Annotated in this window: 12 protein-coding genes and 1 pseudogene; 6 read left to right on the top strand and 7 right to left on the bottom strand. The window is 69.7% G+C overall.

Translation table 11 applies throughout. The annotated features are described in order from the left end of the window. The first annotated feature begins 11 nt into the window (after positions 1-11). The gene (locus tag WJ438_RS23825) at positions 12-1400 is read left to right on the top strand and encodes an IS1380 family transposase (protein ID WP_406727036.1); all 1389 of its coding nucleotides are present in this window, start codon (positions 12-14) and stop codon (positions 1398-1400) included. A 160-nt stretch (positions 1401-1560) separates the two neighbouring features. On the opposite strand, the gene WJ438_RS23820 is transcribed toward WJ438_RS23825, so the two are convergent. The 3 genes from WJ438_RS23820 to WJ438_RS23810 all read right to left on the bottom strand — a co-directional run bounded on the left by WJ438_RS23820 (position 1561) and on the right by WJ438_RS23810 (position 3517). Further along, complete coding sequence (locus tag WJ438_RS23820; RefSeq protein WP_406727035.1) at positions 1561-1881, bottom strand: hypothetical protein; 321 nt, start codon at positions 1879-1881, stop codon at positions 1561-1563. Positions 1882-1979: 98 nt separating this feature from the next. Next, positions 1980-3218 carry a tyrosine-type recombinase/integrase gene (locus WJ438_RS23815; RefSeq protein ID WP_406727034.1) on the bottom strand — a complete coding sequence of 413 codons (1239 nt, stop codon included), beginning with the start codon at positions 3216-3218 and terminating at the stop codon, positions 1980-1982. Beyond that, positions 3218-3517 (bottom strand): XRE family transcriptional regulator, encoded by a 300-nt coding sequence (locus WJ438_RS23810; RefSeq protein WP_406727033.1) that lies wholly within the window; start codon positions 3515-3517, stop codon positions 3218-3220. The genes WJ438_RS23815 and WJ438_RS23810 overlap by 1 nt, the downstream gene beginning before the upstream one ends. A 401-nt stretch (positions 3518-3918) precedes the next feature. On the opposite strand from WJ438_RS23810, the gene WJ438_RS23805 reads away from it, so the two are divergent. The 4 genes and pseudogenes from WJ438_RS23805 to WJ438_RS23790 all read left to right on the top strand — a co-directional run bounded on the left by WJ438_RS23805 (position 3919) and on the right by WJ438_RS23790 (position 8578). Beyond that, positions 3919-4143, top strand: coding sequence for a helix-turn-helix transcriptional regulator (locus WJ438_RS23805; RefSeq protein ID WP_406727032.1), 225 nt, complete (start codon positions 3919-3921; stop codon positions 4141-4143). Positions 4144-4777: 634 nt separating this feature from the next. Next, positions 4778-6023: pseudogene (locus WJ438_RS23800) on the top strand (DUF3631 domain-containing protein). A 186-nt stretch (positions 6024-6209) separates the two neighbouring features. Further along, the gene (locus WJ438_RS23795) at positions 6210-6872 is read left to right on the top strand and encodes a MobC family plasmid mobilization relaxosome protein (RefSeq protein ID WP_406727031.1); all 663 of its coding nucleotides are present in this window, start codon (positions 6210-6212) and stop codon (positions 6870-6872) included. Next, positions 6869-8578, top strand: a complete 1710-nt coding sequence (locus tag WJ438_RS23790; RefSeq protein WP_406727030.1) for a relaxase/mobilization nuclease domain-containing protein — start codon at positions 6869-6871, stop codon at positions 8576-8578. Before WJ438_RS23795 ends, WJ438_RS23790 begins: the two co-directional genes overlap by 4 nt. Positions 8579-8882: 304 nt before the next feature. Here WJ438_RS23790 and WJ438_RS23785 read toward each other — a convergent pair whose 3' ends face one another. The 4 genes from WJ438_RS23785 to WJ438_RS23770 form a co-directional block, all read right to left on the bottom strand. Next, positions 8883-9548 (bottom strand): MSMEG_1061 family FMN-dependent PPOX-type flavoprotein, encoded by a 666-nt coding sequence (locus WJ438_RS23785; RefSeq protein ID WP_406727029.1) that lies wholly within the window; start codon positions 9546-9548, stop codon positions 8883-8885. A 576-nt stretch (positions 9549-10124) separates the two neighbouring features. Continuing rightward, positions 10125-10475, bottom strand: coding sequence for a helicase-related protein (locus WJ438_RS23780; protein ID WP_406727028.1), 351 nt, complete (start codon positions 10473-10475; stop codon positions 10125-10127). 244 nt (positions 10476-10719) lie between these two features. Then, positions 10720-11829 (bottom strand): S8 family peptidase, encoded by a 1110-nt coding sequence (locus tag WJ438_RS23775; RefSeq protein ID WP_406727027.1) that lies wholly within the window; start codon positions 11827-11829, stop codon positions 10720-10722. A 36-nt stretch (positions 11830-11865) separates the two neighbouring features. Beyond that, positions 11866-14895 carry a M36 family metallopeptidase gene (locus WJ438_RS23770; protein ID WP_406727026.1) on the bottom strand — a complete coding sequence of 1010 codons (3030 nt, stop codon included), beginning with the start codon at positions 14893-14895 and terminating at the stop codon, positions 11866-11868. 317 nt (positions 14896-15212) lie between these two features. Between WJ438_RS23770 and WJ438_RS23765 the strand changes: the two genes are divergently transcribed. Then, positions 15213-16910 (top strand): LuxR C-terminal-related transcriptional regulator, encoded by a 1698-nt coding sequence (locus tag WJ438_RS23765; protein ID WP_406727025.1) that lies wholly within the window; start codon positions 15213-15215, stop codon positions 16908-16910. Positions 16911-16943: the final 33 nt, after the last annotated feature.

The following is a 16943-nucleotide window of genomic DNA, read 5'->3' as shown; positions in this document are numbered from 1 at the left end:
GCACCTCGTAGATGAAAGTCTCCCACAGCCCGGCGACGGTGTTCGCCGCGTTCGACGAACCGAATCTGATCGCGCATGCCGGGCTGGTCCCGGCCGTCCGGCCGGCCGAGCGGTGTGACCTGCCGCGTCTGGTCGCCGAGAAGGTCAGGCTGACCGGCGCGAGGAACGGCGCGGGCACGGCCGCGGACGCGAAGGCCATGTCCATCGTGGCCGGGATGGTCGCCGGAGCGGACAGTATCGACGACCTGGATGTCCTGCGCCACGGTGGTCTGCCCCGCCTGTTCGGCGGGGTGCGGGCTCCGTCCACACTGGGCACCTTCCTGCGCGCCTTCACCTGGGGACACGTACGCCAACTCCAGTCCGCCACCCGGGCCTTCATCTGCAACCTGGCGGCGCACACCGGCCTGGTGCCGAAGACGGACGAGGTGGTGTTCGTGGACATCGACTCCAAGGTCAAGCAGGTCTACGGGCCGGCCAGGCAGGGCGCCTCGTTCGGCTACACCAAGGTCCGCGGCCTGCACTTCCAGATCGTCACGGTCAAGACGCCCACCTGCGCGCCGGTCATCGTCGCCACCAGACTGCGCAGGGGCTCGGCCGGCTCCGCCAAGGGTGCCGCCTCGCTGCTGCGCGAGGCCCTGGCCACGGTGCGGGCGATGGGCATCACCGCGCAGATCATCGTCCGTGCCGACTCGGCGTTCTTCTCCCACAAGGTCGTTGACGCCGCCAGGAAGGCCGGTGCCCGGTTCTCGCTGGCGGTCGCGGTCACCAAGACGGTCCGCGAAGCCATCGTGAACATCGCCGAGGACGCCTGGACGCCGATCGAGTACACCGACGCCGTCTGGAACGACGAAGACGAGTGCTGGGTCTCCGACGCGGAGATCGCCGAGATCCCCTTCACCGCGTTCACCAGCAAGAAGAAGCAGTTCCACACCACGGCCCGGCTCATCGTGCGCCGCGTGAAACGCCTGAACCCGAAGACGGTCCCGGAAGGGCAGGCCGAACTGTTCGGCGTCTGGCGCCACCACGTCGTCTTCACCGACAGCCGCTTCACCCTCGGCCAGGCCGAGCCGATGCACCGCGACCACGCCGTCGTCGAACAGGTACTCGCCGACCTGGAGGACTCCGCCCTCGGCCACCTGCCCTCGGGCAGGTTCACCGCGAATGCCGCCTGGCCGGCCCTGGCCGCCGCGGCCTACAACCTCACCCGGGCCGCCGGCCACCTCGCCTCCGCCTTCCACGCCAGGGCACGGACCGGCACCATCCGCCGCCACCTCATCCACGTCCCGGCCAGGCTCGCGACCAGGGCACGGACGATCACCCTGCACCTGCCCCAACGCTGGCGTTGGGAAGCCGACTTCACCGATCTGTGGGCCGCCACCGGTCAGCGACTGCGTACCTGACCCAGCTGACCGACGCCCGCCCACGACCAGGAAGAACCTTCGGAGAACCCGCCACCGGGACGGCCACCCGGCAAGACGTGCTGCCCAGGCCCGGAACATCACCGACATCCCACCGGAAATTCAAGATCAAAATTCACGCGGTGGATTGAGGCTCAGGGCTTCAGCCTGCCGACTCGTCCTCGGGAAACTCCCGGCTTCCCCACCTGTTCCAGAGTGTGAGGTGCCACTCGCCGGCGTTCGGACCAGGCCGCTGCACGGAGGGGACTGGACCAGGACCGGTCTCGATGAGGTGCAGCAGCGACCAGGCGACGCCGTAGCAGTCATCCGGGCCGAAACAACCGGCCAGAGCCTCGGCCTCCTCGGCCGTGACGGGCCGGGAGATGGCTTCGAGCTGCCTGACCCGCCGGTCGATCTCACCCTCGTCCGCGTTGCAGTCGGGTAGGGGGCCGGCGGCTGCAAAAGCTCTGACCTCGGGTCTCATGCGCGAATGATCCGCTGCCGGTCCCCGCTCGGGCAAGAACGGGCGGCACCCCAGCGCGGCTCCGTCGACGCTGCACCTCAGCACGGCTCAGACACACATCATGCTGCGGAACCCTCCAAGGCAGCCACCGCCTCAGCCGCCTTCCGCGCCCTCTTCTCCGCCTTCGCCAGTTCAGCCTTCGCCTTGGCCAACTGCTTGGAACGGCGCTTGTGCATCTTTTTCGAGACCTCGTCGAGGCGGTCGGGGAAGAGGTGTCCGTACGTGTCCAGTGTCAAGGTCGCGGACTTGTGGCCGAGCATGCTCTGGACGACGTTGACGTCCGCGCCGCTGGCAATGGCAAGGGAGGCCGCCGTGTGACGCAGCTTGTGCGGCGTGAGTCTGAGGTGGCCGAGGCCCGCCTTGGCCACGGCCGGGGCGAAGAACCTCTGCCGGAAGTTCCGAGCCCGCAACGGCCCGCCCTGCGGGGCGGTGAACAGGAGTTCGTCTTCGCCTCGCCCTTCGACGTGGGGTTTCAGCTCCTCGGCGAGGAAGCGGGGGATCGGAACGGACCGGCGCTCGTGGTTCTTGGGTGAGTCGAGGTAGAGCTTGCCGTTGTCCTCGACGTACGCCTCGACGATGTGGGCACGGCAGGCATCGAGGTCGACGCGCCCCACCTTCAGCGCGGACGCCTCGCCCCAGCGCAGCCCCGTATAGGCCAGCAGCAGGATGAAGAACCGATACGCCCCGGCCGCGTCGGCGAGCGCTTCGGCTTGGAGGTCGTCGAGGTAGACGTGGTCAGCCGGTACCGGCTTCGGCAGGGGGACGCCAGCGGCGGGGTTGAACGCCAGCCGACGGTACTTGACCGCGAAGCCGAGGACGCGGCTGAGGACGACGTACGCCTTGCGCACTGAGCGAGCGCCGGGCTTCCGTCCGCCCGCCGCCTCACCCGACAGCATGTCCGCCAGCCATTCGGCGATTTCCTCGAAGCGGATGCGGTCCAGTGGTGTGGTGCCCCACCTGGGAATCACGTGGACGTCCAGAACACCTCGATAGCGGTTGCGCGTCGAGCGCTTGAGGTGGACCTGGGCGGCCAGCCAGGACTCCGCCACCTCGGCGAACTTCACCCGTGCAGCTGCCGGATCGCGGTACGTGCCATCGGTGAGACGGGACTCCACCTTCGTCCGCTCGGCCTCGGCGTCGATTTTGCGGGCAAGGGTCTTCATCCTGAGTTTGCCGTCAGGGTCGTACCAGCGCACGCGATAGCGCCCGGGCGGAGTGCGTCCCGCCTTCTTGGCTGCTGCCACGGCCTGCCCGTACGCGCTGTGGCCGGCGCGGTCTTCTATCCAGACGCGCGCCATCAGACCCCTTCCCGGATGCCGTTGGGCATGGCGGTCGCAGGGTCGGCCTCCGAGGAGGACAGTGGCAAGGTCAGGGGCGAGGCGCCAAAGGCGGCGGCGAGGGCGACCAGGTCGTCCACGTCGCGAAGACGACGACCGCGTTCGGTCCGGCTCACGACGATGTCGGTCACCGGGCGACTCAGGGCGGTGCAGCGCGCGGCGAGCTGCCGCTGGGTGAGGCGGCAGGCAGGACGAGCAGCCTCAATACTGCGAGCCGCACCGATTCCGGCGGTTCCGATTTCCATGGGATAAGCAGCCATGACAGGTAGCTGTAACTCGGAATCGGCAGCCGTGGCAAGAGGTGGTTCTAAAACTCTATAGAACTTGCAGATGCGTGGCACTTCGGCCGGATTGGATGGTTCGGCGTATCAATAATTGCGTGGTATCGTCTCGCGCCGCTACAGCGACGCCAGGTACTGAAGGCCATCCCAGAACGCTTCCGGCCTGCTGGTTCCCCGGCGAAGATTGCCGAGCATCCACAGAACCTGCCGGGAAGATACGTACGACCGAACGGCTTTTTGGTCGACCGGCGATTCGCCCTTACGGTTATCCAGCTTCGCTCTTCTGGTCGACCGAAGAAGTCCCGAAGATGCGCGTGAACAGAGCCCGAAGGCGTGGGCTTCTTTCCCATGCCCGTCGCCGCAATCGATACGGAGTGCCCTTGCCCAACAGATTCCCTCGCCCTGCCACGGCCGCCGAGCGCGGCCCGCTCGCCACACCCGCCGAGATCGCCGCCTACCTCGGGGTGCCGGTGAAAACCCTCTACCAGTGGAAGTACCGGGGCATCGGCCCCAACGTGCACAAGGTCGGCCGCCACCTGCGCTACCGCTGGCACGAGGTCGACGCCTGGCTCGACCAGCAGACCGCGTACGACCTCACGGCATGACTCACGGGGGAACAGAGCGGCCCCCGGCGCGCCAACGCCGAGGGCCGGAGATTCCCCTGCGCATCGCCCATCCCTGAACGAACGAACCGGTGAGGGGCGGGACCCAGTCCGTCCTGCCCCTCACCAGAAAGGAACGTCTATGGAGGACGCTACGTCCTCGGACGCCGCGAGTGCGTCCGCCGGCGCGGAGGCCGGGCCCAAGGTCGTCTGGCCGCCCGTGGCAGTCCCCGGGCAGGGGACGGTCCCGCGCAACGGGGACCGTCGCAATGGGGACCGGGCCGAGTCACGGTCCCCACGCCAGGGGACCGGGGACTCACCGCACCATGGTGCTGCTCCGTGGCCGCCGGAGGGCGCGGTCCCGTCCCACGACCAGGCACAAACCAGGGACCGAATATCCGCTGATGCGGAAGAGACACAGGCCAGCAGCATGGGGACCGGGCCGCAGGCTGGGGACCATGCCGGTCCGGGCGACCCAATCCCTTCCCCGGAGCAGGAGCCTGGTCCCGGTCCCCCGGTCCCCTTTCTGAGGACTGGTCCCCAGGACGTGGGCATCACACTGGGGGACCGTACGGCAGGGGACCATGGTCCCCGAGGGACCGCGGGGACCGGGACCGGGCAGGCGGAGGACGGGACTGTGGTCCCGGACGACGGTTCGAGGGCCGGGGACCGTGGAAGCGCCGGCGGCGGGGCGGCGGAGGACGGGGCCGTGCTGCTGGACGAGGTCCGGGCGGCGATCGGCCGGTACGTGGTGCTGCCGAGCGAGGAGGCGCTGACCGCGGTCACCTTGTGGGTGGCGGCCTCCCATATCCAGCCCGCCCTCCAGCACGCGCCACGGCTGGCGGTGGTCGGCCCGACCAAGGGGTGCGGCAAGTCCCGTGTCCTGGACGTGCTCCACGAGACGGTGCACCAGCCGATGATGACGGTGAACACCTCTCCCGCGGTGGTCTTCCGCGTCATCGGCAAGAACCCGCCGACGCTGCTGGGGGACGAGGCCGACACCATCTTCGGCCCCAGGGCGGGCGACAAGGAGGACCTGCGCGGCCTGCTGAACGCCGGGCACCAGCGCAACCGGCCCGCCTGGCGGATCTCCGGGCCGGAGCACAAGCCGACCGCGTTCCCCACCTTCGCCATGGCCGCGCTGGCCGGGATCGGCGACCTGCCCGACACGATCATGGACCGGACGGTCGTGCTCCGCATGCAGAAGCGCAAGCCCGGCGAGCGGATCACCCCGTTCCGCTCGCGATACTCGGTGCCCGAACTGAACGCATTGCGCGACCGGCTGACCGCCTGGCTGGCCCCGCTGCGGAGCACCGCTGCGGGCCTGGTTCCGCAGATGCCGGTCGAGGACCGCGCCGCCGACACATGGGAGCCGCTGGTCATCGTCGCCGACCTGGCCGGCGGCCACTGGCCCACCAGCGCCCGTACCGCCTGCCTGGCGATGGCTCGGCACGAGGCCGTCCAGGACGAGCAGACGACCCTGAAGACGCGGCTGCTGCGTGACATTCGCCGCGTCTTCGAACAGGAGGGCAACAAGGAGGCCCTGCGCTCGCAGGACCTGCTCGCCGCGCTACTGGCGGACGCTGAGTCCCCGTGGCCGGACTACGGCGTCAAGGGGCTGAATGCCTACCATTTGTCGGCGCTACTCAGGGGCTTCGACATCCGCCCGGCCAACTACCGCTTCGAACAGGGCCGCCAGGCCAAGGCATACGCCCGCAGCCAGTTCTTCGACGCCTGGGCCCGCTACTGCCCCGACCCCGCCCAGCGCAGGTGGACACGAGTCCGCGCCCGCACGTCCAGCCCAGAGCAAACCGCCCGCCCCTCCGACCGGGTCGCTACCCGTCGGCCTGCCCGGCACCACCGGCCCCAAGCTCGCCCGCTGACCCGCCTCCCTCTGGGACCGTCTCAGTCCGTCCCATCCGTCCCCGCGCAGGTCAGCGCGGGGACGGACTTCCGCGCCGCAACGGATCGATCCGTACCTGCATGCCTGTCCGTACCTGTCCTGACCAGCCACGGGACGGATGCGACGGACATGACGAAGCCCTGCCCACCTGCCACCGGAGCACACTGTGCACGACTACCCCACAGACGACGCCCCCTCTCATCACCGCAGGGAACCCTCCAGGCCGGCCCACCGAACAGCAGCAAGGTATGCCGTTGGACCGTCCAAGGGTCGGTCCAACGGCGATGCCTCCGCCCCGGGGGTGGCGAAGGATCTCGGGCACCAGAGGGTGCCCGAGAGGGAAGTCTCCGTCGACACCACCGCTGCCGCCGTAACGCTGCCGCGTGCCGCCGAAGCCGCCGCGCTGCACCGTGTCGCCCGCCGCCGCAAGCCCAACCCGAACGGCCAGCGCAAGGAGCGTGTCGACGCCCGCTACAGCATCGACGAGAAGAAGGACATCCTCCGCATGGCGCGGTCGCTGAACATCGCCGGCGCCCACTACGTTGGCGCCGTCGTCATGGCGCACGTCCACGGCGACCTCGCTCTTCCCGGCCAGCGCACCCCGCTCGACGACTACATCGACGAGCTGACCGCTCTGCGCGGCGAGGTTGCCAAGATCGGCCACAACATCAACCAGATCGCCAAGAAGCTCAACTCCGGCGGCCGTCCACACCCTGGGGACACCACTGTCCTGGTCCAGGCCGAACGCACCCTGACCGCGGTCGGCGCCGCGGTCCGCCACATCGCCACAGCCGCGAACCAGGCCGTCGCCAAGAAGGCGGCCCGATGATCGCGAAGATCAGCAGCGGCAAGGACACCGCCGGACTGATCCGCTACCTGTTCGACACCAAGAAGGCCAAGGACCACACCGACCCGCACCTGGTCGCCTCCTGGGACGGCTTCGCCCCCGACCCCGGCCGCACCGACGACTTCGTCGCCGCCAAGAAGCTCCTCGTCGCCGATCTCGACCTGCACGTCAAGCAAGCCAAGCGGCTGGGCCGTGTCCCCGAGAAGCACGTGTGGCACTGCTCGGTCCGGGCCGCCGAGACCGACCGCCACCTGAGCGACGAGGAGTGGGCCGACATCGCCCGCAGGGTGGTCGTGGCCACGGGCATCGCGCCGGATGGCGACGCGGACGGCTGCCGGTGGGTCGCCGTCCGGCACGCTCCGGACCACATCCATATCGCTGCCACCAAGGTCCGCGGCGACCTGCGCACCGCGCGCCACTGGAACGACTACCTCACCGCCGACCGCGAACTCGCCGCCGTCGAGAAGGAATACGGCCTGTACCGAGTCGTACGCGGGGACCGCACAGCCGCAAAGCGGCCCACCCGCGCCGAGCAGGAGAAGGCCCGCCGAACCGGACAGGGCAAGACCGCCCGCGAACGCCTGCGTACCACCGTGCGCACCGCGGTGGCCGCCGCCTCCAGCATGGAGGAGTTCGTCCACCTGCTCGGCCACATCGACGGCGTGCTGGTCGAGATCGTGTACTTCCCCTCCGGCGACGTACGCGGCTACAAGGTCGCCCTCAATGACGAGGCCAGCGGCCCCATTTGGTACTCCGGCTCCGGACTCGCTCCGGACTTGTCCTTCCCGAAGATCCAAGAACGACTGAAGGCCATCGACCCGCAGCCCACCGGCAAGCCGGGCCAACGCCGACCCAAGCCCTGGCACCAGGCCACCGCCGCCACCGAGCGCATCCCTCATCACCTCGACCAGAACGACGACCGAGCCTCCCAGGCCCACCTCGCCGCCTTCGGCGAAGCCCTCGACGCCCTCCCCCTCCTCGCACCCCAGCCCCTGCGACCCCAACTCCGAGAAGCAGCGACCGCGTTCGAACGCGCCACCCGCTCCCGCATCCAGGCCGAACACCACCACGCCCGCGCCCTGCGCAGCGCCGTACGAACCATGCTCCGCGAGCCCATTCCCACGGACGGTGCCCTCGTGGCGATGTTCCTCGACGCCGCGATCCTCGTCGTCATCGCCACCGCCCGCTGGCACCAGCTCCGCCACCACGACCAGCAAGTCGCCGCCGCCCACCAGACCCTGCTCCACCTCCAGGCCGCCTACGACCAAGTAGCCACTGCACCGCTGGCCGCTCTCGCGCAGCGACAACCGCCCCAGCAGGCCGTGGAACGGCAGATCCGCCGCCTACGCCAGGTCGTGCCCGAGCACGCGGAGCAGATCACCGAAGACCCCGCTTTCGCGGCTCTGACCGCCGCCCTCGCCGAGGCAGAAGCAGCTGGACACGACCCGGAGCGGCTCCTCCAGACAGTCGCCGACCAGCGCACCCTGGACGACACCCGCCACCCCGCACGAGTCCTGACCTGGCGCATCCAACGCCTCACCGCAAGGCCGGCACCCAGCGCACGAGCCCGCGCAGCACAGGCCCGCAGCACAGCACGAGTCGGCAGCGCAGCACAGCGGCCCGACGCTCCAGACCACACGGCGGCAGCCGTCCCAGCACAGCAGCCGCCACAGGCACGACGGCGTTGATCACGACCGCACGGACACCCTCTGGGGGTGAGCAGTTCCAGAGCCTCCCAGCGGGAGCGGTCGGCCCCGCCGCCGCTTCGAGTTGTGAGGTTCGTTCAAGGCCCATCTCTCGTCGCCGCAGGCTCGATTTAGAACCCCTGGTCAGGGCCGGTAGCGCGAAGGGCTTGGTCTCTACGGCGAAGTCCCGGCCGAGCGCCGCGCGGTGGCGTCGGCCTCGGAGTCCCCCTGCCGCAGCTGCTGCGGATGGTGGAGAGATCCCCATACCGTGGAGAGCCCGGTCGTCGAGGAGAGACTGAGTCCGAATTCACTCGTAACGCAGGCGCAGTGACTCCTGTTCGGCCTCCTCAATCTGGGCGACGGTCAGGCCCGGCAGGTTCAGCTGGGCCAGCGTCACCTCGGCGCTGGTCGGCTGAGCGTCAGCAGACACCCACCGCTCCGGTTGCCAGGCGTTGGCGCGCATCAGCGACTTCGGGCAGTGCGGATAGACCTGCTCGACATGCACCACAATCGCCGTGACTGGTGGTTTTCCAACGGGAGTGAGTTGGGCGAGCAGCTCCGGGCGCGCCGAGACGCAGGCGCGGCCATTGACGCGCAGCGTGGTCGGGCGGCCGGGGATGAGGAAGAGCAGTCCGACGCGTCCGGTCTGCAGCACGTTGTGCATGGTGTCGAGTCGCTTGTTGCCGGTCGCGTCGGGGATCACCAAGGTCCGCTCGTCCAGCACCGAGACGAACCCGGCCGGGCCGCCACGCGGCGTCACGTCCGCTCGGCCCTTGACGTCCGCACTGCCGATGAACACCAGCGAGGAACAGCCGATCAGCGCCCGGGTCTCCTCGGTCAGGCGGTCGATCTCCTTGCGGAGCGAGTGTGGATTCGGCTGCGGGTAGAGCTCGCGCAGCTGGTCCGGGCTGGTGAGGGCGTCCGCCCGGAGGGATTCGAAGAGCAAGCCGGCGGCCCCACTGTCGATCATCATATGGACGACCCTAGAAGACGACCGAGACAGTGCGCGGGTCAGTGCGTGAACTCGCCGGTGTTGACCGGTCGCTACTCCTCGGCGCAGTCGGAAGAACGTGGCGGTGCGATGCCAGCCCGTGCCGAGGCGAAACTGTGCGAGCAGGCGCCCCGTCAGGGGCAGCACGGCGCCCGCCTCGGCCCGCTGCTATGCCGAGCCGAGGAGTCCGGTCAGCACGCGGACTGGGGCAGAGGTCAGCGCGGGTGAACCAGGCCATGTTGTCCGACCTGACCAGTCTGTTAGGAGTTCTAAGTGGCCGGGGGCATGGACAGACGTATCTGACGCGGTGGGCGCACAGCTGGCAGAATTGCGCGGCAACGGGGCCTCCGGTGCGACGATCCCTGGGCTCGACACCACAGGGATCTACCAGGGGCCCCGTTCTCTCGTTCATCGACTTGACAAAGCGCCAGTCGACATAAGGGCCTGCCGGGAATTAACCTGTGGGTTTTGAGACTTGACCCGCAGGTCAGCGCGCCGCTCGCCCACATGTTGTTCTCCGGCAGACCCTAACGCAACGGTGTTGCATCACGCGGGACGTCATCTCTGCCGGGGTGCCCGGCCGATGGCCTGCACGATGTCGTGCGGCGCGCCCTTGGGGTCCAGCAGCGCCACGGAGTCCACGGCCCGGATTTCCACGCCCTCCCCGAGGACGCGGCAGTTCGAGAGGACCGTCCGCCGCGCGGTGGTGCCGAAGCCGCCGAGGACCTGCCGCCGATGCTCGGGGACGTGCTCGCCGCACAGCCAGTCCGCCCAGATCTGCTTCGGGTACTTCTCGGGCTGGTCCGCGTGCAGCTTCCCGGTGACGCGCTCCAGGCCCTCGGCGTACGCCTGCGCCTCCATCGTCCGGTGGTGGAAGGTGATGCAGGTTTTCAGTTTGTGGTCCGCCATGGTCCGCAGGAGCGCGGCCTGGAGCGCCCCGAGCCGCTGCGCGGAAGCGGTCGCTCCGGCCGCTCGCCGGATGAGCTCGATCTGACGATGCCGTGTCGGGCGTACCAGGGCCTCGCACTCGTCGGTCAGGGCAGGATCGGATGGCTGTCGGGCCGTACCGAGCGCTGGGAGCCCGTGGAAGGCGAGGCGGCCACCCGGGACACCCGGGTGGCCGCCCCACGCACTCGATGGAGAGCGATCCGGTTCAGCGCTTCTCCGTACCGCTCTTACGGCCCTTGCCGGCGGCAGCGCCCGCGTACTTCACGGCGGCAGCAGCGTCCGCGATGCCCCAGCCGTAGACCGGCGAGTAGACGCCCGTCATGCCGGTGCCCGGCTGGCGGGCCGTGTCGAGCAGTGCGTCCTCGACGTTGGCCAGCGTCCGGCCCTGTGCGAAGAGCAGGGCGGCGACACCCGCTACGTGCGGCGTGGCCATGGACGTGCCGGCGTAGTAGTCGTAGTCCTTCTGGCCGCAGGACGCGGATCCGGTGCCGACCGGCACGGTGGACACGATGTCGTCCTTGCACGAGGTCAGTCCCGCGCCCCCTGGAGCGGCGACGGCCTTCAGGTCGGGCTTGTTCGGCAGTTCGGAGAACCAGCTCTTCAGCTCGTTGCGGTCGGTCGAAGCCACACAGATGGCGCCGGGCTCCCACGCCGGGGTGTTGCAGACCGCGGTGGCCGAGTTCCCGGCGGCGACGATGACCGAGGTGCCCTGGGCGTTGGCATACTTGATCGCTTCGGTCACCGACGACTCCAGGCCGGTGAGGGTGATGACCTGCGTTCCCGCGAGCCCGCCGAGGCTCATGTTGATCACGTCGGCGCCGTGGTCCACCGACCACCGTATGCCGGCGGCGATGTCCTCGAAGGTGCCGCTGCCTTCCTCGAGCACCTTGACCGGCATGATCTCGGCGTTCGGCGCGACTCCGGCGACACCGGTGCCGTTGTTGGCGACGGCGGCCACAATGCCGGCGACGTGGGTGCCGTGCTCGTCGCCGTTGTTCTGTCCGTCCGGACCGCGGAAGTCACCGTTCCCGCACGGCTGACCCGTCGTGGCACAGCCGGTGAACGTGGCGCCGGCCACCAGGTTGCTCTTGAGATCGGGGTGGGTCAGGTCCACCCCGGTGTCGACAACGGCGACGACAGCACCCCCACCGGTGCTGGTGGCCCAGGCCTGTTCGGCGTGGACCTGGTTCAGGCCCCACTGGTCGCCGCTCAGCGGGTCATTGGTGCCGGCATGCGCGAGGCCTGCCGATGTGCTCAACAGGGCGGCGGCGCCGATGAGTGACGCGGCCATGGCAAACTTGCTGCTGCGATACATGTGTTCCTCTCCTGGGTGACGGCCTGGACGGGGTACTCAGTCGGCATGCTGCGCGGTAAGGGTGAACTGGTAGTCGGCGCCGTACAGGTAGAGCAGTCCGACGTACGCCGCGCCCGGGGCGATCACGACCTTCTGGCCCGGAACCGCGAAGTCGCCGGTGATCGGCTTGCACGCCGAGTCGTAGAAGAACATCTGCATCTCGCCCAGTTGGCTCTCCGGTTCGGTGTACGACGCCACGTGCAGTCCGTCGCCCCAGCCCGCTGGCAGCTTCATGATCCACGCGTCGGCGCCCTGAGCGGCCGGCGGTGTGCCGCAGGCGGCCTGCCACGAGGCCACGGTCGCGCCGGGGCGGTAGGGCTCGGTGCCGGGGAGGTACCACTGTCCCTGCGGCTCACCGGCCTGGATCGTTCCCGACTCGCTGACCGGCTCGCCCGGCGTGAAAGGCATCGGCTCGACACCGGAGGCGTTGCCGAATACCTGCAGTTCGGACAGCACGCCGTACGTCTTCGTCTCGCCCTGGATGGAGTCGATGAAGACCCGGACATGGCTCGCCGTGACCGGTGTGTCCAGCTTCAGGGTCTGGATCAGCATGTCCGGCGCCGTCGGCCGCGGAGCCGGGGCACCGAACGTGCCCGCCTTGACCGTCTTCCACCGCACACCGTCGGTCGAGGTCTGGACCGTGAAGTCCTTGGTCACGTTGAAACGTCCGGCCGTCGTCGGCTTGAGTGTGCTGACCGCGATGCGGGAGACCTGTGCCTGCTTGGCCAGCTTCACCTCGGCGACGTGGCTCGCGCCCGCGTTGTACGGCTTGCCCTCGTCCTTGGTCTTCCAGGCGGTCGCTTCGGTGTCGTCGATCAGGAAGCTCGCGGGAAGGCCGTCGTCCTGGCTGGAGGTATTCACGACGGTCGCGCCGCTGTGCTGGGAGGCGATGTTCGGCGCCAGCTTGAGGGTCCGCGCAGTGGTCTGGCCCGACTGCACCTGAAGGCCCCGGAACTTCTGGATGCCGAAGCCGCGTGCCTGGACGGTCATCGTGTAGGTGCCGTCGACCATCGGCGCCGAGACGGCACCGCCCGGGCCCGTCGTACCGAGCGGGGTCACCCGGGCCTCGAACTCACCGATGATCACCCGAGCATCGGCGATGGGCTCGCCGGTGGAGGCGTTGACCAGCTTGACGGCGAGCATGCCGTTGCGCGACGGGGCCGCGTGGTCGAAGCCCGGCTTCGGGTCCGTGTCGTCGGGTCCCGCTGTCGCGGCCGACAGGCCCGCGCCACGGCGGGCGAACGCGGTCCAGACGGCGTCGGTGTTGTCACCGTGGAACCGGAGGGTGTCTGCGTCGAGGACGGCGTCGCGCATCTCGAGGAACGACGGCGACGGCGGGGACAGCGGCATGGCGTCGGTCACGAGGTGTTCGGCGATGTCGCTGCCCGCCTTGTTGCCGTGCCGGTCGACCAGGGCGCGGCGCAGGTCCCAGAGCATGGCGGTCCAGATCTCGCCGTCCGCGTGGACCTCGGGTCCCGTGATGTCGTAGCCGTAGTCGCCGTACGTCAGCGGGCTCTTGTCGTACGCCCAGTTGCGGATGCCCCGCTCGGTGTTCCCCACGGCGTACTCGCCGACCACGGCCTTGTCGTAGAGCCCCTCGCGGCCCAGGTGGTTGATGGCGTACCAGTCGCCCCAGCCCTCGCCCATCGCGCCGGACTGCTCGCCGCCGAGCGAGCCGAGCCCGCCGCCGCCGACGTAGCGGTTGGACAGACCGTGGCTGTACTCGTGCTGGATCACGGTCTGGTCGAAGTTGCCGTCGGCGTACGGACCCTCGAACACGTCGTTGATCGGCTCCCACAGGTACATGCTGGAGAAGGACGGGATGCCGTCGGGCAGGGTCAGCATGTTGGCGTTGTTCCGGCCGAGGTAGGTCGGCACGCCACCGGTCGCGGCACCGGAGTGCGCGAGACCGCTGATCGGGTCGCCGCCCTTGCCGCCCTTGCCGAAGTTGCTGATCTGGAAGTTGCCCGCGGTCTCGGTGAAGCCGAACTGGTAGTACTCGTCGTGGATCCGGTTGTGGTGGTAGAAGAGGTTGGTCACGGCGGGGTCGCGGTCCAGCACGTACGAGGGTGGCAGCGTCTGACCCTTGGTGCGGGCCCAATTGGAGCCGAACGCGTAGTTGAACTGCGCCGTCGGGCTGACGGGCCGGTTGTGTTCGTCGGTCGGCGCCAGGGGTGCCGTGTACTGCGCGAAGGTGTTGGCGTTGTTGCCGAGCGTGGTGGGGGCCGGCAGTCCCGCGGCCCCGGTCGGGTCGACCCAGCCGCCCGGCGAGGACGTGTTCGGGCCGAAGCTCTTGATGACCGGCCCGCCGCCCTGAGGAGCGCCCGGGAAGTTCTCGTACACCGTGCCCTCGGGCTCCAGGGGGCCTTCGTGCTGCACAAGGGAGTGCCTGGCCAACGTCTTGCCGGTCGCCGCGTCGACGACCACGCCCCACGCTTCGTCGAGGCTCTTGATGAACAGCACGCTGTACGCCGGGAGGGCGCCGCCGGCTGTCGGGAACGCGACCTTGCGGACCCGTTGCACCTGCGCGAACGGCCCGGCCGCGAACACCTGGTAGCCGGCCTGGGTCTCACCCGTCGGCTCAGGGACGAAGTTGGACGTGGGGGACAGTGACGACACGACGGCGGTGAGCGCGTCGGCCGGGGACTTGTCGAACCCGGCGAGCGTGCCACCACTCCGTACCGGGTCGCCGGCGTAGGACAGCACCCGGCCGTCCTTGGCCACGGTCACCGTCATCACGCCGCCGTACGCGGCCTCGACGCCGTCGAAGGTCTGCGTGAAACTCACCACCCGGGCGCCGATGCCCGGAAGTTCGTGGTTGCGCCGCACCGCAAGCGCCTCGACGTCCGCGGCCGACAGGCCGAACGCCGCGCGGTGCTCCTGCAGCCAGCCCCTCGCGATCGCGAGGGGCTCGCCGGACTGAGGGCCGGTGAGATATCCGCCGGGCGCACGCACGGTCCGCAGCGTGCCGTAGATGGTGTTCCAGGTGATTTTCGGCGATATGTCTCCTGGGGTGGATCCCAGCATTGCCGCCACGGCCGCGAGTTGCTCTTCGGTGGGTGGCAGGGCCTGGCAGGTCGCGCCGTACGTCGGTGGACTCGCGCGGGATGTCACCGGCGACGGCCGGCGCCGGGCCGGACGGCTGGTCATCGGTCGCGGCGCCGGCGACCGTTGGTGTCGCCATCAGCGCGGCGGTGAGCACGGACACAACCAACTTGCGGGATGCGTGCATGGGCAGTCCTCGGCTGGAAGAGAGGCGACGGCCGCGGTCCCGTCGACGGAAATGAAAGCTTCGATTCCGCCCCCTGGACAATCCAAGAACTGCACCTATTCTTGCTCGCACCATGAGCGACAACGTGTCCGGTGCCCGGCCCCCGCTCCTTCCGGGCCAGCCCCATGCGTCCTTCGCCGAGAACGTGTCGGCCGCCGTCCAGGAACACGTACGGCACGCCGAATTGGCCGCGCTCCGCGGCCGGGCCGACCTCGGTTTCGAAGCGCTGCACTGGTCCCTGGTGTCGCTGCCGCCGCTCGCCGACGACGACCGGATCGCCCTGGCCGAGATGGTCTCCATGCTCACCCGCTGGGGAGCACCCGGCCCCGCCCCCTGGACGCTCCTCGACGACCTGGCCGCCGCGTGCCACACCCCCCGCGCACGCGGTGCCGTGCTCCTCGCACAGGCACGCGCCGCCTGGGGAAAGGCGATAACCGAGTACGGCGCCCAGGCCCTCTTCGAGTTCACCGCGGCAGGAAACATCGAGGGGCAGGCCCTCGCCCTGAGCCGGATGTCCTTCCCCTCCGACGCCGGCCTCAGCCCCTCCTACCGGCGGCAGCTCGCCCGCCGGGGCCTGACACTGGCTCAGCAGTCCGGCGAACCGTGGATCATCGCCCTCGCCGCCGGGATGCTGGCCGCCGTCGAGACCTACCAGGGAAGCAAACGCGCACCCAAGCGCTGGCAACAGGCCGCCTCACTGCTGCCGGCCGACCTCGACGCGGTCACCGGGGAGATCGCCGCGCTGAACTATCTGAACTGGGCGCTGACCTCCGCGTACGTCGGCGACTACCCGACCGCCCTGGAGGCCGTCGCACGCGGGCGGGTGGTGGGCCGGGGCCCCTGGGTCAACAAGTTCGCCGCGATCGAGGCGCTCGTACGGCACCGTACGGGACACCTGGACGCCGCGAGAGAGCAGGCCGCCGTCGCGATGGCAGGCGCCGCACCGGGCATACGGGAACTCGGCGCGGCCGTCGCCGCCGCGGTGACGTTCGAGACCGCCCGCCGCCTCCAGCACGACGACCTCGAGGCGGTCGTCACGGTCGCGTACGCGACCTCGCCCCCGTGCGGGGCGAGCGCGGCGGCGACCCTCGCGTACACACGCCATGCGCGCCGCGAGCCGCGGCCGGCGCGCGGGCTGCCCCGGATCCTGCGGAAGGCGCGCGAGGCCGAGCACCACTTCGGCTGGGAGGACGCCCTGCTCGCGCTGACCGAAATCGCACCCGCCGCGGCGCGGGACGAGGCCGCCGCCATGTCCCGGCTCTGGTCGCCGTATCCGCGCGCCGCCGCGATCCGTTCGATCGTCGAGGGACACCTCGCGGGCAAGCGGGGCTGGGCATCTCTGATCGAGGGCGCGGACGCCCTCGCCGAGATGGGCGAGCCGATCACCGCAGGCCGCGCCTACCACACAGCCGCGAAGGTGGCCCCCTCTCCGGCCGAACGGGCCCGCGCCCGCGACCGCGCCGCCGAGCTCCTCACCACGGCGGGAGCCGACAGATCACTCGCCGCTCTCGCCCGTAACCGCTCACTGCACCGCGGCCTGCTGCATGTACCGGAAAACCAGCGCCACCATGTGAACGCCGGGCTCACCCCACGTGAGCGCGACGTCGCACTGCTCGCGGCCCAAGGGCTCACCGCGGTGGAGATCGCCGACCATCTGGGCATCACAGTCGGCACCGCGCGCAACTACATCATGAACGTCCGCCGGAAGTTCGGCTCGGTACCCAAGCGGCGCCTGGCGCTGGTACTCGGCATCGTCGGCGAGCTCGACTGAACTCGGCAGCACGAACGCGCACCGGGTTGTGGC

Source organism: Streptomyces sp. GD-15H (assembly GCF_045291515.1).
In the GTDB taxonomy this organism is placed as follows: Bacteria; Actinomycetota; Actinomycetes; order Streptomycetales; family Streptomycetaceae; genus Streptomyces.
Note: the sequence above shows the minus strand (reverse complement) of the source record. Positions and strands in the feature narration are given on the sequence as shown.